The organism is Paenibacillus sp. plas6, from assembly GCF_057221655.1.
On the sequence record NZ_CM170151.1, the window covers coordinates 1,927,672 to 1,952,045 of the forward strand.

General features: G+C 40.3%; 25 protein-coding genes. All 25 read right to left on the minus strand.

Features of this window, described 5'->3' with window-relative positions; genetic code table 11:
• Positions 1 to 11 precede the first annotated feature (11 nt).
• On the minus strand, positions 12 to 869 hold the full coding sequence (locus AC2TDL_RS08595) for a flagellar hook-basal body protein (protein ID WP_484700314.1): 858 nt from the start codon (positions 867 to 869) through the stop codon (positions 12 to 14).
• Between the two features lie 168 nt (positions 870 to 1,037).
• Positions 1,038 to 2,027 carry a rod shape-determining protein MreB gene (gene mreB / locus AC2TDL_RS08600; protein ID WP_484700316.1) on the minus strand — a complete coding sequence of 330 codons (990 nt, stop codon included), beginning with the start codon at positions 2,025 to 2,027 and terminating at the stop codon, positions 1,038 to 1,040.
• A gap of 126 nt (positions 2,028 to 2,153) precedes the next feature.
• The gene (spoIIID, locus tag AC2TDL_RS08605) at positions 2,154 to 2,444 is read right to left on the minus strand and encodes a sporulation transcriptional regulator SpoIIID (protein WP_484700319.1); all 291 of its coding nucleotides are present in this window, start codon (positions 2,442 to 2,444) and stop codon (positions 2,154 to 2,156) included.
• Between the two features lie 219 nt (positions 2,445 to 2,663).
• Positions 2,664 to 3,416, minus strand: a complete 753-nt coding sequence (locus AC2TDL_RS08610; protein ID WP_484700321.1) for a peptidoglycan DD-metalloendopeptidase family protein — start codon at positions 3,414 to 3,416, stop codon at positions 2,664 to 2,666.
• An 88-nt stretch (positions 3,417 to 3,504) separates the two neighbouring features.
• Positions 3,505 to 4,707 (minus strand): stage II sporulation protein D, encoded by a 1,203-nt coding sequence (gene spoIID / locus AC2TDL_RS08615; RefSeq protein ID WP_484700323.1) that lies wholly within the window; start codon positions 4,705 to 4,707, stop codon positions 3,505 to 3,507.
• A 161-nt stretch (positions 4,708 to 4,868) separates the two neighbouring features.
• On the minus strand, positions 4,869 to 6,203 hold the full coding sequence (murA, locus tag AC2TDL_RS08620; RefSeq protein ID WP_484700325.1) for a UDP-N-acetylglucosamine 1-carboxyvinyltransferase: 1,335 nt from the start codon (positions 6,201 to 6,203) through the stop codon (positions 4,869 to 4,871).
• 220 nt (positions 6,204 to 6,423) lie between these two features.
• Positions 6,424 to 6,669, minus strand: coding sequence for a DUF1146 domain-containing protein (locus tag AC2TDL_RS08625; protein WP_484700327.1), 246 nt, complete (start codon positions 6,667 to 6,669; stop codon positions 6,424 to 6,426).
• A 3-nt stretch (positions 6,670 to 6,672) separates the two neighbouring features.
• Positions 6,673 to 8,847, minus strand: coding sequence for a proton-conducting transporter transmembrane domain-containing protein (locus AC2TDL_RS08630; RefSeq protein WP_484701108.1), 2,175 nt, complete (start codon positions 8,845 to 8,847; stop codon positions 6,673 to 6,675).
• An 11-nt stretch (positions 8,848 to 8,858) separates the two neighbouring features.
• Positions 8,859 to 10,475: a hypothetical protein gene (locus tag AC2TDL_RS08635; RefSeq protein WP_484700329.1), complete on the minus strand. Its 1,617-nt coding sequence runs from the start codon at positions 10,473 to 10,475 to the stop codon at positions 8,859 to 8,861.
• 308 nt (positions 10,476 to 10,783) lie between these two features.
• Positions 10,784 to 11,197 (minus strand): F0F1 ATP synthase subunit epsilon, encoded by a 414-nt coding sequence (locus AC2TDL_RS08640; protein WP_484700331.1) that lies wholly within the window; start codon positions 11,195 to 11,197, stop codon positions 10,784 to 10,786.
• 21 nt (positions 11,198 to 11,218) lie between these two features.
• Complete coding sequence (atpD, locus tag AC2TDL_RS08645) at positions 11,219 to 12,625, minus strand: F0F1 ATP synthase subunit beta (RefSeq protein ID WP_484700333.1); 1,407 nt, start codon at positions 12,623 to 12,625, stop codon at positions 11,219 to 11,221.
• A 29-nt stretch (positions 12,626 to 12,654) separates the two neighbouring features.
• On the minus strand, positions 12,655 to 13,515 hold the full coding sequence (atpG, locus tag AC2TDL_RS08650) for an ATP synthase F1 subunit gamma (protein WP_484700335.1): 861 nt from the start codon (positions 13,513 to 13,515) through the stop codon (positions 12,655 to 12,657).
• 99 nt (positions 13,516 to 13,614) lie between these two features.
• Positions 13,615 to 15,129 (minus strand): F0F1 ATP synthase subunit alpha, encoded by a 1,515-nt coding sequence (gene atpA / locus AC2TDL_RS08655; protein WP_484700337.1) that lies wholly within the window; start codon positions 15,127 to 15,129, stop codon positions 13,615 to 13,617.
• 15 nt (positions 15,130 to 15,144) lie between these two features.
• Complete coding sequence (locus AC2TDL_RS08660) at positions 15,145 to 15,693, minus strand: F0F1 ATP synthase subunit delta (protein WP_484700338.1); 549 nt, start codon at positions 15,691 to 15,693, stop codon at positions 15,145 to 15,147.
• Positions 15,690 to 16,172, minus strand: coding sequence for a F0F1 ATP synthase subunit B (atpF, locus tag AC2TDL_RS08665; protein WP_484700340.1), 483 nt, complete (start codon positions 16,170 to 16,172; stop codon positions 15,690 to 15,692). Before atpF ends, AC2TDL_RS08660 begins: the two co-directional genes overlap by 4 nt.
• Positions 16,173 to 16,256: 84 nt before the next feature.
• Positions 16,257 to 16,469: a F0F1 ATP synthase subunit C gene (atpE, locus tag AC2TDL_RS08670; protein WP_484700342.1), complete on the minus strand. Its 213-nt coding sequence runs from the start codon at positions 16,467 to 16,469 to the stop codon at positions 16,257 to 16,259.
• A 100-nt stretch (positions 16,470 to 16,569) separates the two neighbouring features.
• Positions 16,570 to 17,337, minus strand: a complete 768-nt coding sequence (atpB, locus tag AC2TDL_RS08675) for a F0F1 ATP synthase subunit A (protein ID WP_484700346.1) — start codon at positions 17,335 to 17,337, stop codon at positions 16,570 to 16,572.
• A 9-nt stretch (positions 17,338 to 17,346) separates the two neighbouring features.
• Positions 17,347 to 17,736, minus strand: a complete 390-nt coding sequence (locus tag AC2TDL_RS08680) for an ATP synthase subunit I (RefSeq protein WP_484700348.1) — start codon at positions 17,734 to 17,736, stop codon at positions 17,347 to 17,349.
• On the minus strand, positions 17,729 to 17,956 hold the full coding sequence (locus AC2TDL_RS08685) for an AtpZ/AtpI family protein (RefSeq protein ID WP_484700350.1): 228 nt from the start codon (positions 17,954 to 17,956) through the stop codon (positions 17,729 to 17,731). Before AC2TDL_RS08685 ends, AC2TDL_RS08680 begins: the two co-directional genes overlap by 8 nt.
• Positions 17,957 to 18,146: 190 nt before the next feature.
• A complete protein-coding gene (gene wecB / locus AC2TDL_RS08690; RefSeq protein WP_484700353.1) occupies positions 18,147 to 19,295 on the minus strand; it encodes a non-hydrolyzing UDP-N-acetylglucosamine 2-epimerase in 1,149 nt (382 codons plus the stop codon).
• 213 nt (positions 19,296 to 19,508) lie between these two features.
• Complete coding sequence (gene upp / locus AC2TDL_RS08695) at positions 19,509 to 20,138, minus strand: uracil phosphoribosyltransferase (RefSeq protein ID WP_484700355.1); 630 nt, start codon at positions 20,136 to 20,138, stop codon at positions 19,509 to 19,511.
• 223 nt (positions 20,139 to 20,361) lie between these two features.
• On the minus strand, positions 20,362 to 21,318 hold the full coding sequence (locus AC2TDL_RS08700; RefSeq protein ID WP_484700357.1) for an ABC transporter ATP-binding protein: 957 nt from the start codon (positions 21,316 to 21,318) through the stop codon (positions 20,362 to 20,364).
• Entirely contained in the window at positions 21,311 to 22,321 is a 1,011-nt protein-coding gene (locus AC2TDL_RS08705) for an ABC transporter ATP-binding protein (protein WP_484700358.1), read from the minus strand. Before AC2TDL_RS08705 ends, AC2TDL_RS08700 begins: the two co-directional genes overlap by 8 nt.
• 172 nt (positions 22,322 to 22,493) lie before the next feature.
• Positions 22,494 to 23,417, minus strand: a complete 924-nt coding sequence (locus AC2TDL_RS08710; protein WP_484700360.1) for an ABC transporter permease — start codon at positions 23,415 to 23,417, stop codon at positions 22,494 to 22,496.
• Entirely contained in the window at positions 23,417 to 24,352 is a 936-nt protein-coding gene (locus tag AC2TDL_RS08715; protein ID WP_484700362.1) for an ABC transporter permease, read from the minus strand. The genes AC2TDL_RS08710 and AC2TDL_RS08715 overlap by 1 nt, the downstream gene beginning before the upstream one ends.
• Between the last annotated feature and the right edge of the window lie 22 nt (positions 24,353 to 24,374).

A 24,374-nucleotide genomic window follows, 5' to 3' on the forward strand; every position in this document is an offset into this window, starting at 1 on the left:
CCATTCCTCCTTTATACTTTTCCAATATCATTCGCTGTTTTTTGTAATGTTGCATCATAATACTGAACAATTTTCTGATTGGCTTCATATGCACGAAGCGCAGCCATTAAATCAGTTGCAGCCTGCAAGACATCAACATTTGAATTTTCAATGTATCCTTGTCGAACTTCAACTGCATCATCGTCAGTAATCGGAGTAGCTTCGCCTTCTTCCAGTTTAAAGTTACCATCGCCTTCACGAACTAAATTGTTAGGGTTATCGATCCGTGAAATAAGTAACTGCAAACCAGTATCCGTGCCATCTGACATAATAAAACGACGATCGTTTGTTAAAACAAGATCCTCGATACTAACTCCCGCAGGCAACACGATTGGCTGATTATTCGTACCCAGCACATACTCCCCTGTACTAGTCGTTAAATAACCTTCACTATTAACAGAAAATTGTCCGCCGCGTGTATAACGAATTTCACCTTGTGCATTTTGCACCGTAAAATACGCTTGCGGCTGAAATACAACTTCTCCGTTATCTCTCACCGCTTTACCCGATTGATCAAATACTAAACCGTCCACGCTAATATTAGAAAGAATAGCAAAATCGTTACGATTTCTTGTTTCTGTTAAATCGCCTTGTAAATGATAAGTTAAACTTTCCTCTGCAAATACATTGCCTGTCCATGTACCGATCGTTTTTCTATCATTACTATTAACACCTGTCATGGATAGCAGCATTTCATTAAAGCTGCGCAAAGCGGTTGTATTTTGTTTGTAGCCTGCTGTTTCTATATTTGCAATATTATTCGTTATCGTATCGTGACGTCGCTGTTGGCTAGTTAAGCCTGAAGCGGCAGAATAGAGCCCTCTTAACATACTATTCGCTCCTTATAAATCATCTTATGCGAAAATTCACCTTATATTTATATCGGTCATAAGATGTTCTTTGTGAATAGGACAAACGGAACGACGAAAAGAACCTCAGCACGCCCCCCTATGGCGTCTTACCCTTTCTTTTCACTTCGTTCCGATATAACCAGTTAACTAGCGTTTTAGCTTGTCCAGATTGTCAAGCAATATTCCCGTTCCTTTAACAACGCAGTGCATTGGATTTTCTGCAATAAGCACAGGTACCTTCAATTGATTTGCCAGCAGCGAATCAAATCCACCAAGTAACGCACCGCCCCCAGTTAAAATAACACCCCGATCAATAATATCAGCAGATAGTTCTGGTGGAGTTTGCTCTAGCACGTATTTCGCTGCAGATACAATTGACATAACTGGATCCCACAGTGCTTCACGCACTTCGTTGGAGCGAATTGTCAACGTTTGAGGTAAGCCAGTAACCATATCACGACCGCGAATATCTATTTCTTCAATAGGTGCATTTTCAAGTACAGTACCGATTTTAATTTTAATATCTTCACTCGTACGTTCACCAATTAGCAACTTGTACTTGTTCTTGATATACTTCATAATCGCTTCATCAAACTTGTCTCCTGCAACCTTAATTGAAGATGCCGTTACGATATCACCCATCGACAATACAGCTACATCCGTCGTTCCGCCACCAATGTCAACAACCATGTTACCGCTAGGCTGGAATATATCCATTCCAGCCCCAATTGCGGCAGCCTTTGGTTCTTCTTCTAGATACACGTCCTTCGCTCCGCTTCTTTCTGCTGCTTCACGAATGGCTTTCTGTTCTACAGAAGTAATGTTCGTGGGTGCACAGATTAAAATGCGCGGACGTGAATACCACGTGCGTCCATCGACGCGATGAATAAATTCCTTAAGCATAATTTCAGTAATATCAAAATCTGCAATAACACCATCTCTTAGTGGTCGTATTGCAACAATATTACCAGGTGTACGTCCTACCATACGATGTGCTTCTTCTCCAACTGCAAGTACCTTCTTCGTGTCACTTTCAATCGCAACAACAGAAGGTTCGTCAAGCACGACACCTTTTCCCTTCACATGAATAGATACATTTGCCGTACCCAAATCAATACCAATATCCTTACTAAACATTAGGCCTGAGTCCTCCAACGAATAATGTAGTCATTACCAGCGCTATTTCTGGCCGAAAATCACCGTTAAAAACATTATTCGCCAAAATCTCAGAAAATCCTCTCCTATAAAAATATTTTATGTCAATTACTTTGTATTGCTTGCAGTCAGCACCTCACGTTTTCTCGGTGCGTGCTTCTTATACTTAATTTTCGTAGCTTCTCCTCCACGTAAATGGCGTATTGACTTATGATATTCAAGGATATGCTTTACTTGTTCAGCAAGCTCAGGATTAATTTCCGGTAATCGTTCAGTCAAATCTTTATGCACTGTACTTTTAGATACACCGAATTCTTTTGCGATCGTTCGTACCGTTTGCTTAGTTTCCACTAAGCAACGACCAATTTTAATCGTTCGCTCCTTGATGTAATCGTGCACGCTCCCGCCTCCCTACTCGTATTAAGTTTGGTACATTATATGAATAGGTCGGTCAGATATTCGTTGTGTCCAAGCTTACAAACGGATAAAAGCAATAAATATTTTAAAAACAGCTGAAAAAGCTCGTCCTCTAGTACTCGCTATATGCTGGAATTACATCAAATATGACAAAAAAGCAGCTTGCATCAATCATTTGACGCAAGCTACTTTCCCATTTCGTTATTCGACAATATAGTCGCCTGGATTTACATTTTCGCCATTTAATCTAGCTTCGAAATGAAGATGCACACCTAGATCACGTTCAATGTCATTGCGACCTGATTTAGCAATTACAGTGCCTTGCTTCACTTCATCGCCTTCTTTAACAGCAATGTCACTTAAGCTTTGATATACTGTTACGAAGCCATTGCCATGACTGATCTCTACTAGATTACCGTTAATTGGATTGTCTTCTACAAGAGTAACTTTGCCACCTAAGGCAGCTAGAACATCAAATGATTTACCGTCAGGATGAACAAAGTCGATGCCCATATGAGGTGCAAATGTAGTACCTACTTGAATCAATGCAGCTTCACGCTCAGTTGCACTCGCATTTACATCATAGTATGGGATTTCAACTTGCAGTTCATTGATGTTAGCTACTGGCCACTGCATATCCTCGCCTGTTGCTGCAATTTCTTCAGTTGCATCTAGCGGATCATTTACGGCAACCTGTTCACCAGCTTCACCTTCCACTCCAGCTCCCTCTTCAGTCACCTCAGTGCCTGTGGTTGGTTGATCGGTTAGTTTATCTTGATATACCCACAGTAAGGTAACAATAATTGCTGCTGTAAGTAAGAACAATGCTGGAGAAAACCACTTTTGCGTAAGCAGCCTTTTAAATTTTGATTGTTTGACAGCACTGGAACCTCTTTTATTCGTTTTAAGAGATTCATCTGATTGTTGTGATTTGTTTTGATTGATTTCACTCATTGATATCACCTCACTAGCCATTGTTACCAGATTAACTAGCTTTATACGTGATATCCTATATTTTTTTAATAGTAATAGTATTATTTGATTACAAGCTTTGAAGCTTATCAATCTCTACCCCTTGATAGTAGTGCTTAATAATATCATCTGCTTCATACCCTTCCATCGCCATCCCATTTGCTCCCCATTGACTTAAGCCTATCCCATGCCCATAGCCATAACATATAATGCTCACACTCTCATTTTTTTCATCAATCTTCCATTCAAATGCAGTAGATGCTAGTCCTAATTTTTCACGCAGCTCTCTACCAGTAAAGCTTGCTCCATTCACTTTTAATTGATTTACTCTCCCGCTAGCATTTCTAACAACATTTGAAATTTGCAATTTTCCCGTTCTACGACTTTGTTTCAAATTCAGCTTGTCATACAGATCTGAAAATGTAAATTCATAAGTTGTCTCAAAGTTTGGCGAAACCTGTACATCCCACGGACTAGCTACCCTTTGTAAATATGGAACCGGTTCTCCCCATAATTGTTCAGCATCCTCTGTAAATCCATTGCTCGTTGAAAAAAATACCGCATCAATTGGCTCATCCTGATAGCTAATAATCTGTCCTTCGGTTTCCTGTAACGCTGCAATAAATTTTTCATACTCTTGCGGGTAGTTTTGCTTATATTGCTCTACTTGCTCTAGCGACATATACACTTGATCGGCTGTAGTATCGCTTACTTCATAAGTACTTTGTTTTTGTTTTTCCTGATGCTGTAACAAGCGGCGGGTAATATAAGTACGAGCCGCCAACATTTGCGCTTTAATCGCCTCTTTTTCAAAGTTTTTTGGCAGCTCGGCTAATGCCACCCCTAGTACATATTGCTCTAACGAAACCTGCTCAATCTCATTAGTTTCACTAAGTCTAACAGAAATTAACGGCTGTCCATTAACAGCTTGCGTATTTTCTGCATCGCTATGTAGGTTAGCCTGCTTAGCTTGTCCCTCCTTAGACAAATTTCCTTTTCGTGTTTCCTCATTAAGCTGATGTTCATGCTGCTTCCCCATCGCTTCACTATAGCTAGTTCTACGAGAGGCTGGAATTCCTTTATCCAAAAATATATCCATTTGCCGCAAAGCAGCTTGTATCGTAATTTTTTCTTGATCAGCCTGCAGTTTGCTCAATTGTGCTTGTCTAGCTTCCTGCTGACGCAGTATTAAAGCTATTAATAGGCTGCAGCATAAAAGAGTTAACCAAAGTAGCCTTCGATAGCTAGTTCTAGTAGTATGCGTTTTTTTCATTAATTCCACCCACCCTATAGCAGTTGATTAACTATTTTTCTTTCTGCTATAGCTTATGAGTAAAACTACTAGGATAGAATAATAGAGGCTTATTTTTCATTTTTCTAATAAAAAAGACGCTAACTCTAATGTAAGAGTCAGCGTCCCTATACAATCTACAATTAAGCCATAAGTTCTTGAACATCCGATAGCAGTATTCGTTCCTGCTTTTGTTTAAGAAGCACCGTTTCTTCATGTTCATCAGCTATACGCCGAATATCTGCACCTAGCGCAGCAAGTTTCCCAGCAATATCTACATAGCCGCGATCAATATGATGCAAACCTTCTACAATCGTCTCTCCCTCTGCGACAAGACCAGCACAGATAAGCGCTGCACCAGCTCTTAAATCAGAGGCAATCACTTTAGCGCCTGTCAAGTTGGCATTACCGCTAACGATCGCAGTTCTACCGTCTACCTTAATGTTAGCCGACATTTTACGAAACTCTTCGACATGCATAAAGCGATTTTCAAATACCGTTTCCGTAACAACGCTTGTGCCCTCAGACACTAATAACAGAGCCATCATTTGGGATTGCATATCCGTAGGAAAACCTGGATGAGGCAATGTTTTAACATCTACTGCCTTTAATCTATTAGGAGCTTGAACACGAATACCATGATCGTACTCAGTAATCAATACGCCCATTTCCTCTAATTTAGAAATGACAGGAGCTAGATGATCAGCAATGGCACCTTCAACAAACACATCTCCGCCTGTAATAGCAGCGGCAATCATATAAGTTCCTGCTTCAATCCGATCAGGAATTACTGTATGTTCTGCACCATGTAATTTAGGTACACCTTCAATGCGAATAAGCCCCGTGCCGGCACCACGTACTTTACCGCCCATCGCATTAATATAATTAGCCAAATCAACAATTTCAGGCTCACGAGCAGCATTTTCAATGATCGTTGTACCTTCAGCTAAAGCAGCGGCCATCATTATATTTTCAGTAGCACCAACACTTGCTACATCTAAATAAATTTTTGCCCCCTTCAAGCCTCCTGGACATATAGCCTCAATCGCTCCCTGATCCAAATGAATTATTGCCCCCATAGCCTCAAAGCCCTTTAAATGCTGCTCAATTGGTCGAGAGCCAATGGCACATCCTCCAGGTAAAGATATTTTCACACGACCAACACGAGCTAATAACGGACCCATAACTAAAAATGAAGCTCTCATTTTTCGGATCAGCTCATATGGAGCCTCTGTTGTTACAATGTTGGCTGCAGATATTGTCATTGTCTCCTGCTCAAAATTCGTATCTGCGCCAAGCACGTTTAATACTTGACGAATCGTCATCACATCATCTAGCTCAGGAACATCATGAATTATGCTTTTTCCTTCAGTCGCTAATAACGAGGCCGCAAGAATAGGCAGTACCGCATTTTTTGCACCATGTACGCGTACCGAACCCATTAAACGTTGACCTCCGCGGACGATAATTTTTGCCATCTTGCGTCCCTCCGCGAATCATATTTATAGACATTGATTTTATTCGGCAATAGGAGTGGCATCAGACACTCATTAAGCTTCATCTTAACATTATAGTTGCACATAGACAACATCAAATTTGTTACATGTTTTGTTATAAATGCAATTACTTTACCAAACGACCTTTTGATTTGATTTATTAAGCATTTGTTGTACCAAGTGTTTGCTAATTTGTCCATTGTTATTCTACAAAATCTTGAAGCATGGTAGAGAAACCAAAATATTGCAAGATAAAGCTGGCAAACAAATAACCAAATACAATTGCAATGACAATTTGCAGCATTTTTGCCTTTGGACTGTGCGGATTTTTCAGGAATGCATCCCATTTCACCTCAGAAAGCAACAGCCATATAAACAGCACACTCAAAATAATAACAATAATGGAAAATAAACCTTGAAACCCTTCACTCATATCGACCTCTCTCACTTCCTATATCCAAAATGTCAAGCCAAGAGCAACAAGTAAGCTAAGATAACTTATTAGCACGATCATTCGCAACTTTCCATTTTGATCCTTTAGTCCCTTTGGTAATTCCATAGCAGAAACTTTACCGCTGTTTGCTTCCGTCATATACATCTGGATAATCACCTCTAAGGGTATCGTTGCCATTAATACATGTGCCACAAGCCACAGCATAATTAGCCCATATTGCCCTTCAGCATTCCATAATTCTATGATTGAAAGCTGGAAGATAAAACCTCCGGTTAGTGGAGCAGACATGAGCGCAAGATTAAATAGCAAAAGTATAAAAGCATGACGTGGCTGTCGATAATACAGCCCTTGAATACTACTTATCGTTGCATCTCTTTCACTAGTAACAGCTCTAATTGTAGTATAATAGCCTATAAACACAACAATATACCATAATGAAATTAGGAGTATCCGCTCTGCATTTACCGACACAGATAATGCATGAGCACTACAAATAACAACAAGCAACGTTAGCAAGTGATAAATCGCCTGCCATAATAAAACGCGATTAAAGTGTTTCTGCTTATGGTTAACAAGCCAAATCGCAAGCGACATCATCACTGATAGGATAACCAGATAATTCCAAACATCACTTGAAAAAGAAAATAATGTAAAAACATTCCATCCTGCAAGACTGGATTTCGGATTTAGCTGCGCCCAAAATGTATATAGATGATGAAATTCAGATTCCAGTAAATCAACGATAACAATAGGATAACAGCCAATCACAATAACAAAGGCTAACGACAAAATGATTGGAAATGCTTCAATGAATCGCAGCTCAGTTATCGGTTCTGCTTGTAAATCAATACTATCTTGTTGCACCTTAACCAACATCCGCACAACAAAAGCTAGACTGCTAATAAATCCTAACACGATACATATCGTCATAAGTCGATTTACTGGAAAACTGAACAACACAGCATGGTAGGTTCCTAAAAAATGAGACATGCCAGGTAGACCTAACCAACCAAGTAAGCTTACAATGAAAAGCCCAGTTAAAAAAGGCACTTGCTTTAAATGTCCTCGTAATCCCTCAAAGCTCAAGCTTTTTGTGCGCTCCTGTAAAGCAGCAAATATTCCACCTAACAGTCCCAGCATTAACTGGAACGAGATTATATGCAGCCACAGCATCGATAACCCAAGTTCAGAGTCAGCTAACAGAAGCATAACTAAGAGCGAATATTGCCCCCATATACTGTATGCAAACCAGCCTCTGATGTTCTTTTGATGCCATAAACTAACACATGAAAAAAGCCATTGAACGGTCATTAACCATAACATTGGTTTGCTTGCCGCTTGCATTAAATCAGCAAAATACGTTAATCCAAGACGATAACCGATATAAACGCCGATTGTACCTATTGTCACGCTGTAAATAGTCGTAATAAGCAAATGACTATAGCGATAAATATCAATAAACAAACGATGGAGACCAATAATCGGTAAAAGACAAAGCAAACCGAGCAACATCATAACAAAAGCTAGCTGACGTTCCAGTCCGCTTTCCTGCATTATATATTGCTCCAAATCTAACAATGGCTGCTCACCCAATAATACTGTGCTCGAATGTAAATAATCCGAACTAATATTAAGTAACAGCACACAGCTTATCGTAATACAAAAGATCCCTGCAAGCATTCGGTAAGCAAAACGTCTTGCAGTTTTTGTGCCATCCTGCTCTCCCCAAATGCCAAGTAGAAAAATTGTAATAAATGAAGTTAATAACAAGCTAGCGCAAAGCAACAAGGCATCGCGACTTAAATAAACGTGCAACATGCTGCCTTGAAGAAGGATGACAAGCGAATACAATAGCTTTTGACGTTTCTTAATATAAACAGCCAGCAATACTGTAACAAGCAACACAATCGTTGTAATCGTAGTAAGCCACAAAGATGCACTATCTATACCATAGTTGAGGCTAAAAATAGACACATTACTATTAAACTGAATATTGTATTTTGACAGATTACCATCCTGAACAGCTTCATAGATCAAATAGAGTAAAGGTATTAACGGCAAACTGATTCCAACTATAGATAGACGACGATAAATTTGCAGATTGCTACGATAAAAAAGAGCTTGTACCGCTACTACGATTAACGGAATAATTAGTAGTAATAGTAACAACATCTTGTTCAATTTTATCGCCCCCTTACTCCAACCCATAGTGCTGATGCGGCTATCGTAAATAGTAGAACTAAAGCAATACTGTGCCATAGTTTTCCACTAGCGCCCAATTTACTAATAAATCTAATCGGATACGGCAACCATATCGTAAACAGATGGACAAGTCCTCGTTCAATAAGCCGTTCTAAATCTACTAATTTTTCCCAAAATATTGAAATTAAATAACCAATATTATTTGCCTTAGTTTTAATTTGATTATCGACCTTCTCTAGCGAAGCTGCAAATGTTTCTGTAATGCGTTCGCTAAACATCCAAGCAATGACAACTCCAATTCCAACACTGATCATCGTAAACAACATCGGCATAAGCTGCATTGAATTCGTTATTGTTTCATCATACAGCCATAGTTCTAGAGCATTGTGATCAACAAGCCATAGCAAGCCAAGTCCAATAATGATAAGAGCCGGAATCACAACAAAAAATGCCCGCCAATTTAATTTCAATTTGTTCCCATTACTATTCTTCCAGAACGTAACAAAGTAAATGGTCATACTTAAAGAAGAACAAAGTACTACAACTAATGCAACAGCATTCCAACCAATGCCTGATGTCGAAATTGTTGCAACAAGTGATTGCTGCAGCCAATATCCACTTAGTGGAGGTACTCCAATTAAGGTTAATATAGCTACAAGAAAAGCACCATATACGATTATGCTAGAGGAATAATTTACTGAACCGTATACCACGATCATCGATAAGCATATCATCGTTATTTGAAGAAGAATATAGCTATATAGCCCATGACCAAAAGCAAAGGCAATGGTACCTAATTGCATCAACCCAATATAAGCCAATGTGTGCTGTGCATTTAACAGCATTCGAAACGTACACCAAATAACAATAAAGGCACCGATACACTTACAAAGCCATAGTATGTCATTCTGTTCACCGATTACGATCGAGAACTTAAGTAAAATAATGGTTGGCAATAAAGCTTGGGCAAAGCAAAAGGTAACAACTCTAACAAACGAGCGTTCAACGTCAATATGCTTCATCCAATTGGTATACGGCAGTACACCTGCAACTACAAGCGCACTCGTTACTAATGAAAACGCAATAGTATTTTTCATAAAAGGGGTAAAGCTAGGAGCTGGACCACTAAATACCGTTTCTAACATCGTAAATTGTAACGAATGTTCTGGCATATACCAATATAATCCGACTAATGCAATAAAAAATAAAGAAAAGCCTATAAGCTGCGCAGTGACAAAACGGAAGATTGCTTTTGGTTTACTGCTGTTAAAAGGATGAGCAAGCCATAAATATATAATACAACTGCTTAAAAGCCCACAAGCCAAAAACATAAACATATCATCCGCCAAAATTAATGCACTTGTAGCAAACAGCAGCAAGCCTATATAGCCATAACTAGGCTGCTCTGCCTGACGATGATGCAGTAATAGTAGCAATAAAATATTTATGCTGGCAATTAAAAGTAATAGCCAGGCTGCAATATTGTTTAGCTCATAACCAATTTCAAATACTGAATCACCGATAACAAGCCACTCTAAATTATAGCTGTAGTCATCGCTAGCATAAATCGCTCTTTCCCAAAAAACACCTGTACTCATCAATAATGCAGCGCATGATAAAATAATATTAACAAGTCCAGTTGCTCTGTAATTGGCTTTACCGATGGCCAACCCAATCAAAAATATAAGTAAATATAATAATGGTATACACCAAATAAAATCTGAAAAATTAGGCAATGATCTTCACCTCATTAACAATCAGTCACTTTTTATCTTACTATAATGACTAACTGCAGGCTAGCACTATTCCTTTGAGCTTCTCTGAATGAAATAAGTTCACCCTATTTGCCAGCTTAAAAACAAAAAGGCTGAGCATTGCGGTTGTTCTGCAACACTCAGCCTTTTCACTATTTCAAATGTTTAATATGTGTAACATTCAGACGATTCATTGCACGCTGAAGTGCAAGCTCAGCTCTACGGAAATCAATTTCATCGCTTTTTGCAAGCGACAAACGTTGTTCAGCACGCTGCTTAGCAGCCTCTGCACGCTCAACATTGATTTCTTCAGCTAGCTCAGCGCTTTCCGCTAAAATAACAACTTTATCTTTGCGAACCTCGATAAAACCGCCATTTACTGCAACAACATCTGAGCCTCCATCACGCTTAATCGTAACAGGAGCAATTTTTAAAGGCGTAACAAGTGGAACGTGATTAGGCATAATCCCTAATTGACCTTCAATACCTGTAACAACCACCATATTTGCTTGCTCACCGTATACTTTACGTTCAGGCGTTACGATTTCAACTAGAAACGTACTCATGTGGATTCCTCCCGCCCTTCGTTAGACAAGCGTTTTGGCCTTCTCCACGGCTTCCTCGATCGTTCCTACATAGCGGAATGCTTCCTCAGGTAGGTCGTCGTGCTTGCCCTCGAGAATTTCTTTAAAGCTACGTACTGTTTCTTTAACAGGTACGTATTTACCTTTAAGACCTGTAAATGGTTCTGCAACGTGGAATGGTTGAGACAAGAACAATTGAATTTTACGTGCACGTGCAACGATCAATTTTTGTTCATCAGAAAGCTCGTCCATACCTAGAATTGCGATAATATCTTGCAATTCTTTATACGTTTGTAGAATTTTCTTAACACCTTGTGCTACATTGTAATGCTCTTGACCAACAACCTCTGGTGTAAGAATACGAGAAGAAGAAGCCAGTGGATCTACCGCAGGGAAGATACCCATCTCAGAGATTTTACGCTCAAGGTTAGTTGTTGCATCAAGGTGAGCAAACGTTGTTGCAGGAGCTGGGTCAGTATAGTCATCGGCTGGAACGTAAATCGCTTGGATTGACGTAACAGAACCTTTTTTCGTAGACGTGATACGCTCTTGCAATTGACCCATTTCAGTAGCAAGCGTTGGTTGGTAACCTACCGCTGATGGCATACGACCTAACAGCGCAGAAACCTCAGAACCTGCTTGTGTGAAACGGAAGATGTTATCGATGAATAGAAGCACGTCACGGCCTTCTTCATCACGGAAATATTCAGCCATTGTAAGACCTGTTAGTGCAACACGAAGACGCGCGCCAGGCGGCTCATTCATCTGACCGAATACCATCGCAGTTTTGCTAAGTACGCCGGAATCCTTCATTTCATGGTACAAGTCGTTACCCTCACGAGTACGTTCACCTACACCAGCAAATACGGAAATACCGCCATGCTCTTGTGCGATGTTGTTAATTAACTCTTGGATTGTAACAGTTTTACCTACACCGGCACCACCGAACAAACCGATTTTACCACCTTTTGCATACGGTGCAAGAAGGTCGATTACTTTAATACCTGTTTCAAGAATTTCTGCTTGAGTAGACAATTCGTCAAAAGTCGGTGCTGGACGATGAATAGGTAAGTTAATATCAGATACTACATCACCAGCTTCGTCGATTGGTTCACCTAGTACATTAAATACGCGACCTAGCGTAGGGGCACCTACAGGTATTGTAATTGGCGCACCAGTATCAACTGCTTCCATCCCGCGAACTAGACCGTCAGTTGAGCTCATCGCTACAGTACGAACTAAGTTATCGCCAAGATGAACGGCAACTTCAAGCGTTAGATCAATATCAACGCCGCCAGCTTCAGCTTTATGCTTGATTTTAATAGCATTCATAATCTCTGGCAGATTGCCGCGTTCAAATTCCAAATCGACGACCGGACCCATGACGGATACAACGCGTCCTTTTTTCATTGCTTTCCCTCCTGGTTCCTCATTTATACTTAAGATTGTGCATTAGCTCCAGCAACAATTTCCGTAATTTCCTGCGTAATCGCCGCTTGTCGTGCACGGTTATACGTCAATGTTAAGCTATTAATCATCTTCGTAGCATTTTTCGTTGCACTTCCCATCGCCGTCATACGAGCACCAAACTCACTCGCTTTGCCGTCAAGTAAAGCGCTGAAAATTAACGTTTCTGCATACTTAGGCAATAATACTTCTAATACCCCTTCAGCAGACGGCTCGTATTCGTACGAAGCGATATTTTCTTGTTGGCTAGACACATCCAAAGGCAACAAGCGAGTTGCAGTTGGAATTTGTGTTAATGCATTTACAAATTTATTGTAGTAAATATATAGCTCATCATATAAGCCCTCGGAGAATCCTTTTACCGCGTTTGCAGCAATCGATTTAATGTCACCGAATATTGGAGAATCGGATAGGCCAATAATCTCTTCCGCTATCGGCATATTTCTGCGGCGGAAATAATCACGGCCCTTACGTCCAATTACGTATATGACATACTCGTCAGTGGACTTATGTGTTTCTTTAATTCGTTGCGTTACAGCACGCAAAATATTAGCATTGTAACCACCAGCCAAACCACGATCTGATGTAATGACCAAGTAACCCGTCTTATGAATTGGACGAGTTTCTAGCATAGGATGACGAACACCCTTAGTGCCAGCAGCAATACTAGTCACTACCTCCATCATTTTATCAGCATATGGACGAGCCGCTAATGCAGCATCCTGTGCTTTTCTTAGCTTAGAAGCAGCAACCATTTCCATTGCCTTCGTTATTTGGCGTGTGTTTTGTTTACTTTTAATTTCGCGTTTAATTTCACGCATACCTTTTGCCATTTCATTTCACCCGCCTTTGTTGTCTGATTCCATAATCAGACCTGCTAAAGGGTCTGCACCGAGCAAGCTCAGTGCAGACAGCGATTCTATCAGGATAGCTTACTCAGAAGCAGCAAAGCTTCTTTTGAACTCATTAATTGCATCAACAAGAGCCTTCTCATTTTCAGAAGTAAGGTCTTTCGTATCGCGAATCGATTGAGGGATTTGCGGATACTTACTATCTAGGAATGCAAGGAATTCTTGCTCAAAACGAAGAATATCGCTAATTGCAATATCATCTAGATGACCTTTAACTGCTGTATAGATGGAGATAACTTGCTTCTCAACAGGCATTGGTTGGTTAACACCTTGTTTTAGAATTTCCATCGTACGAGCACCACGATTTAGACGTGCTACAGTAGATTTATCAAGGTCTGAACCAAATTGTGAGAATGCTTGAAGCTCACGATATGCAGCAAGGTCTAGACGCAATGTACCTGCAACCTTTTTCATCGCTTTAATTTGTGCAGAACCACCGACACGAGATACTGAAATACCTACGTTAACGGCAGGACGTTGACCAGAGTAGAACAAGTCTGACTCTAGGAAGATTTGTCCATCAGTAATTGAAATTACATTCGTTGGAATGTAAGCAGATACGTCAGAAGCTTGAGTTTCAATAAATGGCAACGCAGTTAAAGAACCGCCGCCTAGCTTATCGCTAAGCTTAGCTGCACGCTCTAGCAAGCGGGAGTGCAAGTAGAAGACATCCCCTGGATAAGCCTCACGACCTGGAGGACGACGAAGCAATAGGGAAAGCTCGCGGTATGCCGCAGCTTGTTTAGACAAGTCATCATAAATAACTAGCACGTGCTCGCCTTTATACATAAAGTACTCACCCATTGCACATCCTGCATATGGAGCTAGGAATAGCATTGGAGAAGGCTCAGAAGCACTTGCTGTTACGACGATAGTGTATTCAAGCGCACCATGACGACGCAATGTTTCTACAACGTTGGCAACAGTAGATTGTTTTTGACCTACTGCTACATAGATACATTTTACGCCAGTGCCCTTTTGATTAATAATTGCGTCAATAGCAATTGTTGTTTTACCTGTTTGACGGTCACCGATAATCAACTCACGTTGACCACGTCCAATTGGTACCATGGAGTCGATCGCTTTAATACCTGTTTGCATTGGCTCATGAACCGATTTACGGTCAATAACGCCAGGAGCAGGAGACTCAACCGCGCGGAACTCAGTTGTGTTAATCGGACCTTTACCATCAACTGGTTGTCCAAGTGCGTTAACAACGCGACCTAGTAACGCTTCACCAACAGGTACCTCCATAATACGACCAGTACGTTTAACCTGATCACCTTCACGAATGTCTGTGTATGGGCCTAGAATAACGACGCCGACATTGCTCTCTTCAAGGTTAAGAGCCATACCTACGACACCGTTTGCGAATTCAAGAAGCTCCCCTTGCATCGCATTTTCAAGACCGTGAACACGAGCGATACCGTCACCGACATTGATAACAGTGCCGACATCCACGACTTGAATTTCAGATTTATATTTTTCAATTTGCTGTTTAATCAGCGTGCTAATTTCATCAGGTCTGATACTCAATTCGTTCACCCCTATCTACAGTGCTTTGGAATATAGTGTTTTTTGCAAACGCTCTAGCTTACCGGACAAGCTGCCATCGTATAAACGATCACCGATGCGCACCTGAATACCGCCAAGAAGAGCTTTATTTTCAACTTGCTCTGCAACAATTTTTTTGCCAGTAATTTTTTCGAATTGAGCGGCTACGTCTGCAAGCTCAGCATCAGACAGCTTTTGCGCAGTATAAATCGTCGCTTTAGCCTGACCTAATACTTCACCTGATATTTTCACATAGCTTTCATATAAATTCGAAATTAATGCTTGGCGACCACGCTCAATCATAAGCAACAATGTGTTGTATACTAATTCTGACAACTTGTCGCCAAAGGAATCTTTTATTACTTGAAGCTTTTGCTCAGGCTGCACACTAGGCAACTCTAAAAACTTCAAAATTTGCTCGTCGCTGCGAATAGCATCGACAACAAGCTTTAACTGCTGTTCTACTTCAGAAACGATCTTGCTAGCGGCTGCAAGCTCGAACAATGCTTGTGCGTAGCGTTTTGCTACTACAACATCGCGACTCATTTCGCTCCAACCTCGTTAAGGTATTTATCAACGATCTCTTTATTAGCTTTCTCGTCAACTTGCTTCTCAATAATTTTAGAAGCGATTTGCACAGAAATGCCGCCCACTTCTGTACGAAGCGCGGAGATCGCTTTATTTTTCTCACTCTCAATGTCTTTGAGTGCTTCTTCTTTAAGTCTATTTGCTTCATTTTTAGCAGCTTCAACAATCTCTTCAGCTTGTTTAGTGCTTTGAGATTTCGCTTGCTCAATGATAGAGTATGCCTCTTTACGAGCTTGCTCAAGAGCTGCTTTTTGCTCAGCCATAGATGCTTCTGCCTGCTCACGGCTGCTAGATGCTTGGCTCAATTGTTCTTGAATAAGCTGTCTGCGTTTTTCCATTACAGCGAACAAAGGTCCAAACGCGTATTTATTTAAAAGCCAGAGTAGCAATAAGAAAGCAATAATTGTAATTACAGTATTTGTTGCTACAAAATTCATATCTGCACTCCTTTCCTCCGTTGGATCGACATAATCAAAACAAAGGCGAAGAGGGCGAACCCTTCCCCGCCATAGTCGTTAGTATTAGCTGAAGAAAGCCAAGAAGCCGATAACTACGCCGATGATTGGAACGACCTCAACGATACCAACACCGATAAACATAGTTGTCATTAGAGAACCTTTTTGTTCTGGTTGACGTGCAATACCTTCAACCGTTTTAGATACGATCAAACCGTTACCAACACCTGCGCCAATTGCGCCTAATCCTACTGCGATAGCTGCTGCCAATACGCTCATTTAAAAATCCTCCTCAATATTTAGGTAAAATATAATTTTTAATTTATAACGAACTTCGGTATTTCATTTTTCATGAAAGCCCAAAGCAAGTTGAATACATTTAATGTTCGTGCCCTTCCTCAACATGAATAGCTGCTTGAGAAATGTACACCATTGTAAGTACGGTAAACAGGAACGCTTGAATCGCCCCTACAAAAATACTGAATCCTTGCCATACAACCAAGAACAATGTACCCCAACCGCTAAGCATCAAGATTGTTGAGATTAGAATCTCACCAGCCAAAATGTTTGCATAGAGACGAAGTGCCAATGTTACTGGTTTTGAAATTGTTTCAATCAAGTTAATCGGGAAGAAAATTGGATATGGCTCAAAGTAATGCTTAAGATAATGTTTTGTATTCCATTTCAAGCCCAAGCCGTGAACGATTACGAACACAACTAGTGCTAAACCAGCCGTAACAGAAATATCTGCTGTTGGCGATTTCCACCATGACATATGAAGATGCCCACCATGTTCGTTAAGCACTTCTTTTGTAATTCCAAGCCACCCGATTTCATGATGAATTTCTGTTACCACTTGGAATGGAAGACCTAAAAGGTTCGCTACAAAAATAAACAAAATCAGGGTCATCCCTAAGCTAATAAACTTTTTAGCCTTGTCAAATGGCATTGTGCTCGCAATTGTATCATGTACGAACTCAATGATCCACTCCATAAAGTTTTGCATTTTGCTTGGATTTTCAACTGACAGATTACGAACTGCAAGTCGCGCAAGCACGAACACAATAATGGAGGTGACAACAATTGCAATTATCGCTGAAAGGTCAAATTTTATACCATTCCAGTCCACTATCGGAAATTCATGCATAAATTAATATCACCCCTTTCCACCTTTTATTTCTTTCATATTGTGTATGATAGCTGCCACTAAAATGAGAAAGGGCATTACCATGCATCCCGCTAAAGCAGCCGGCAGATTAACGACTTCGGGGTATTTGAACCCTATCATCGCTAGCAAGAGAACCGTAGAAATACGACTTACTAAGCCTAGTCCCCCTCTTCTACCACCAGTACCTTCCTGCGTTGCTGCATCTGCTATGAAATGAACTCTTCGTTTCAATAAAAACGCATTCATAGCACTCGCTAATAAACCCAGCGCTAATCCAAATGTAACTGCCTTCCACTTAGGGAATGCAGCATATATGATTAGCGAAACTGCTAGAAGGTAGAGCAGCCAACGTGTTGCGCTCTTTATTAAATTATCCATCAGAGCCCTCCAGCACTTTGATCACAACTAAGATTGCAGACCAAATCCCAGAAGCAAGTCCAATTAGAACACCGCCAATTAGCCAACCCTTGCCTCCGAAGAGATTACTAACATAAGAGCCTAACCAATAACCAATTAGAATACAGGCAGCTACTTGTAGCCCCATTGCACCAATCAAACCAGCCATTACAAGCGGCTGATCTAATTTTTTCTTAGTCATTAGTCAACACTCCTGTCAATCCTCATTTATTTTATCGAAGCGAGAGAAGGTTTGTCAATTGAAAATCAGGAAAAATCCTTGCGCCTTAAGGCGCATTTTCCCTTGTCACACAAGGGAAAATGACTTAGCAAAACCGTACAGTGCCACTGTATACTGTAAATTGAGATATTAATACAATCTTCACTAAAAACTATGAATTTTGTGTGAACGGTTCAGGTCTCTGCTCTCTTCTACCAAAATGATGTAAAATTGCATCAACAATGCGCTCTGATGCACGGCCATCACCGTATGGATTAGCAGCTTGGCTCATTCGGTTATACAATACTGAATCGCTAAGCAACGCCTTTGCTCTTTCATAAACACGCTCTTCATCTGTGCCTACTAGCTCTAGTGTACCTGCTTCGATTCCTTCTGGTCGCTCAGTTGTATCACGCAATACCAAAGTTGGCACACCAAATGACGGAGCTTCTTCCTGCAAACCGCCTGAGTCTGTCATAATCATAAAGGTGTGCGGATAGAAGTTGTGAAATTCAAAAACGTCAAGCGGCTCAATTAATTGAATACGAGGATGACCGCCTAATATTTCTTGAGCAGGTTCACGAACAGCAGGATTAGGATGTACTGCATAAACAAAGGCAACATCCTCAAACTCATCTGCAATTCTTTTAACTGCACGGAATATGTTGCGATGCGGCTCTCCAAGCGATTCACGACGATGTGCAGTCATCAGCACTAATCGTTTACCTTTAGCCCAATCCAATACCGGATGAGCAAATGACTCATCAACTGTATATTGGAATACGTCAGTGGCGGTGTTACCTGTTACATAAATCGTATCTTCATTTTTATTTTCTTTGCGCAGATTGTTTGCCGACCAATTTGTTGGAGTAAAATGAATATCTGACAATACACCAGCAAGCTGTCGATTCATTTCTTCAGGATAAGGAGACATTTTGTTCCAAGTGCGTAATCCTGCTTCAACATGACCCACCTTAATCTTCTTCAAAAATGCAGCGTAACTTGCAAGAAACGTTGTTTGTGTATCTCCGTGCACAAGCACGATGTCTGGCTTAGCCTCTTCCAACACAGGATCTAGTCCTTCAATGACACGAATCGTAGTTTCTGTTAAAGTTTGACGATCCTTCATTACATTCAAATCATAGTTAGGTTCAATTTCAAAAAATTCCAATACTTGATCTAATATTTGACGGTGTTGTGCCGTCACACAAACAATTGATTCAATTTCATCTTCACGTTTTTGCAATTCTAGCACTAAAGGTGCCATTTTAATTGCTTCTGGTCTTGTACCAAAAATCGTCATCACTTTAAGTTTAGACAACCTACTCCACTCCAATTCTACTTTACACTCATTAAAATAATGGACTCAAACTTTAGTCGTTTGAATCCATTAAATCCAATCAGTTCAAAAAGTTCAATGCATACTCATTTCCATATGTCAAAACGGCTACAATGTCCCCTTTGACATTAAAGTCGGATATTATAATTTGAAATTTAGAAGGATTCAAAAGCTTGGCTTTCGGACAATTACTCCTTAATTTGTCCCAAAAATACGGTCTCCTGCATCCCCTAGCCCTGGCACAATATAACCTTTTTCATTCAGACCTTTGTCTAATGCAGCAATATAAACGTCCACATCAGGATGTGCTTCCTGTACAGCTTTAACCCCTTCTGGTGCTGCAATTACACACATTAGCTTAATATGTTCGCAGCCACGATCCTTAAGTGATTGAATCGCTGCAATAGCTGAACCACCTGTCGCCAACATCGGATCAACAACAATTAGCAGTCTTTCCTGTGCATCAGTTGGCAAATTAATATAGTACTCTTTAGGTTTCAACGTCTCATGATCACGGGCTAGTCCAATATGACCCACTTTAGCAGACGGTATCATTTTCAAAATGCCATCTACCATACCTAGTCCTGCACGAAGAATAGGCACTAAACCAATCATTCGACCTGAGACAATTTTAGCATCAGTAACGGCTATCGGCGTTTCCACCTGAACCGTCTGCAACGGAAGATCTCTCGTAATCTCATAAGCCATAAATGTTGCAACTTCATCAATAAGCTCACGGAAGTCTTTCGTATTTGTATTCTTATCTCGTATAAATGTTAGTTTGTGTTGAATCATTGGATGATCGCAAATAAATAATTTACCCATGGGGCCTCCCATATTTACTTTAGTTTTAGTTTATGAACAGTTTGCATATAGCAATCTATATTAATATGTTTTTAATCCCACTTATTATAGCATTGTCAAGCATTTGTTGCATTATAAATTAAAGCATTGTCATCGTATTACAATAATTATACTCCTAAATAAGTTTAATAACAGAAAGAGCCGACCAATTGTGCATAAACAGAATTGATCGGCTTGCTGCTCCTTAAGCATAATGACAAGAAGCAAAATGTCCAGGTGTAATCTCTAAAAATTTCGGCACATCTACTTTACACTTATCTGTGGCAAGCGGACATCGTGTATGAAATGGACACCCTGACGGCAAATGAATCGGGCTCGGTAAATCTCCACTTAATACAATCCGCTCTCGCTTTTCTTCAATTTCCGGATCAGGAATCGGGATTGCAGACATTAAAGCACGCGTATAGGGATGTCTTGGATCCTCATATAAATCCTCGCTTGACGCTAGCTCAACAATTTTTCCGAGATACATAACAGCTACGCGATCACTAATGTGCTTAACCATTGATAGGTCATGCGCAATAAATAAATAAGTTAGCCCCATTTCATGTTGTAGTTGCTTAAGCAAATTGACAATCTGCGCCTGGATCGATACATCAAGTGCAGAAATCGGTTCATCCGCAATAATAAACTTTGGATTTACCGCTAACGCCCTTGCGATCCCTATCCGCTGTCTTTGTCCTCCAGAAAATTCATGCGGATAACGGGAAGCGTGAGAATAGTTCAAATTAACAAGCTCTAAAAGCTGCTCCACTTTCTTTTTCCGCTCACTGCGACTGCTTGTAAGTTTATGCACGTCGAGCGCTTCACCAATAATGTCCATGACAGTCATTCTTGGATTAAGCGAGGCATACGGATCTTGAAAGATCATTTGCATCTCGCGCCGCAATTGTTTAAGCTCGGCACCGCGCATACGATAAATATTTTTACCTTTAAATAACACTTCTCCCTCTGTTGGCTCATACAAACGCATCATTGTACGACCAGCGGTCGATTTGCCGCATCCTGACTCGCCAACTACCCCTACTGTTTCACCTTGAATTATTGAAAAGTTCAGGTCATTGACCGCTTTAAGTATATTTTGATGACCTAAATTAAAAAACTTACTTAAATGATTTACTTGAATTAAATTTTCACTCATGCTTATCCTCCCCATTATGCGCATAAGGATGCAGCATCCAGCATGCAGAACGATGTTCACTGTGCGAATGTTGCTCCACAGCAACAAGATCAGGATCGTGATCGACACAAACAAGCATCGCTTCCTCACAGCGAGCACAAAAGCTGCAACCATCAGGAGGTGATATCAAATCGGGAGGTGAGCCGTGAATCGGCAATAACGCTTCATCCTTTTTTTGATCTAAACGAGGAACTGAACGAAGCAATCCTCTTGTGTAGGGATGCTGTGGATTTTTAAATATTTCATATTTTGTCCCCGTTTCTACAACCTTACCTGCATACATTACAATTACGCGATCACATACATCGGCAACTACACCGAGATCATGCGTAATTAATATTATTGAAGTACCTAGCTTGCTTTGCATTTCTTTCATTACACGCATAATTTGTGCCTGAATTGTGACATCAAGTGCGGTAGTAGGCTCATCTGCAATAAGAAGAGCAGGATTACAAGCTAAGGCGATGGCAATCATTGCCCTTTGCCGCATTCCCCCAGAAAACTGATGCGGATATTGATCGACGCGGCTTTCAGGATTTGGAATACCTACAAGTTTTAGCATTTCAATGGCTCGCTTACGCGCCTCAAGTCTATTTAATTTTTCATGCTTTTTAAGCCCTTCAATAATTTGCGTGCCAACTGTTAACGTTGGGTTTAGTGAAGTCATGGGGTCTTGAAAGATCATTCCAATATCTTTTCCACGAATAGCCTCCATTTCCTTAGAGGATAACTGCAGCAGATCCTTACCGTTAAATAACACCTTGCCGCTTAACTTTGCAGGCGGACTAGGAACTAATCGCATTATTGATTGCGCCGTCACACTTTTGCCACATCCAGATTCTCCAACAATCGCTACAGCTTCTCCTTTATTAACATAAAAATTAACCCCACGAACTGCTTGTACAATTCCGCCCCGAACATGAAAGTTTACTTTAAGATCTTGAACCTCCAATAACCTCTCCACACTACCACCCTCCTGCAACTTTTCACAATTCTATCTGGCATACTACTTTGATTATGAAAAGCAATCATTCTTAAGTATATGACTTAAGCTCTTCAAGGCACTTTAAGGCAAGCGTATCCTTGAAAGCTCCTTCGTAAGCATACACTAACTATGTTCAAATGATATAATCCATTTATTTCTTCATTTTAGGATCAAGCGCATCGCGCAGCCCATCGCCAAAAATGTTAAAGCACAACATTGTTAAGCTAATTAATATCGCTGGAAATAACATGCGCCAAGGATACACAGTCATCGCTTTAAGCGCATCATTAATTAATGTACCGAGAGAAGCAGCAGGTGACTGCACACCTAATCCTAAAAAGCTAAGGAATGCCTCAGCAAAAATCGCGGATGGAACAGTCATCGTCAATGTAACGATAATTGGTCCCATTGCATTAGGAATAAGATGTTTAAACATAATTCGTCTTGTGCTTGCACCAATCGTTCGCGCAGCAAGCACATATTCTTGGTTTTTTAATCCCATTACTTGTCCACGCACAATCCATGCCATATTGATCCACCCTGTAATGCTTAAGGCAATAACTATCGTTAACATACTTGGCTCCATTACAACGATTAGCAGGATAACGACAAGCATACTAGGAATCGAGTACATAATTTCACAAACTCGATTTAGCACTTCATCTACTCGTCCACCATAATACCCCATAATCCCGCCAATAATTACGCCGATCAATAAATCAACTAGCGCAGCATATAGACCTACTTGCAATGAAATGCCTGTGCCCATCCACGTTCGCTGAAACATATCTCGACCAAGTGCATCTGTGCCAAACCAATGCTCGCGACTAGGAGCCTGATTGGTTATAGACAAATCATTTGTTTTATAGTCATAAGGCGTAAGATATTGAGCGATAATCGCCATAATCGCAATTAATATAAGCAGCACAAGGCTGATCATCGCTAACCGATTTTCTTTTAAGCGGATCCAAGCATCTCGCCACGCCGATACACTTTCCCGAACAACTTCATCACCAAACACTTTTGATTTATCAAGCTTTGCAAACTGCTCTTTTTTTAAGGTGTAATCGGACATTAAGCTCCTCCTTTACCACGAATTAATTTAATACGCGGATCAATAAATCCGTAGGCAATATCAGTAATCAGCCGAGCAAGCATTAGAATAACGGCATAAAATAGAGTCAACCCCATAATGAGCGTATAGTCGCGATTAGTAATGCTACTGACAAAGTCTTTACCTAAGCCGCCAATACCGAAAATTTGCTCTACAATAACTGACCCTGTAATAATATTTGCAGTCATTGGACCGACATAAGTTACAACAGGCATAATGCCGTTACGCAGCGCATGCTTAAACAAAATGATATTGCTTGACAATCCCTTTGAACGAGCGGTTTTAATATAATCAGCGGCTAAAACCTCCAGCATACTGGATCTTGTTAACCTTGCAATAAATGCTGTCGGAAGAAAGGATAGCGAGATTACCGGCAATACGTAATCTGAAGGTTGATTAAGCCCAGTAACGTTAAACCAAAGCAACTTAACACCGAATAAATAAACAAGCGCTGAAGCAATGACAAAGTTAGGAATAGATACTCCGAGTACAGCAATAAAAATCGTAAAGCCATCTAAAAATTTTCGGTGATTTAAGGCCGCAATTAAACCAAGCAGTACACCAACAACAACGGAGACAATAATCGCAAGTACACCTAGCTGCAAGGAATAGGCAAAGCCATTCTTAATAACAGATGTTACAGTAACATATTGCTGCTTCATTGATGTGCCAAAGTCAAGTTTCAACAAATTACCTATATAGTTTATATATTGTTCGAGTAACGGCTTATCAAACCCATATTTCTCCATTAGCTTTTGCTTAATCGCTGGAGGTATATTTTTTTCGCTTTGAAAAGGATTGCCTGGTATAGCCTTCATAAGAAAAAATGTTGCAGAGGCTAAAACAAACAACGAAAGCAACATATACAAAATTTTTTCTGTAATATAGCGAATCAAACCAGATACACCTCCATATAAG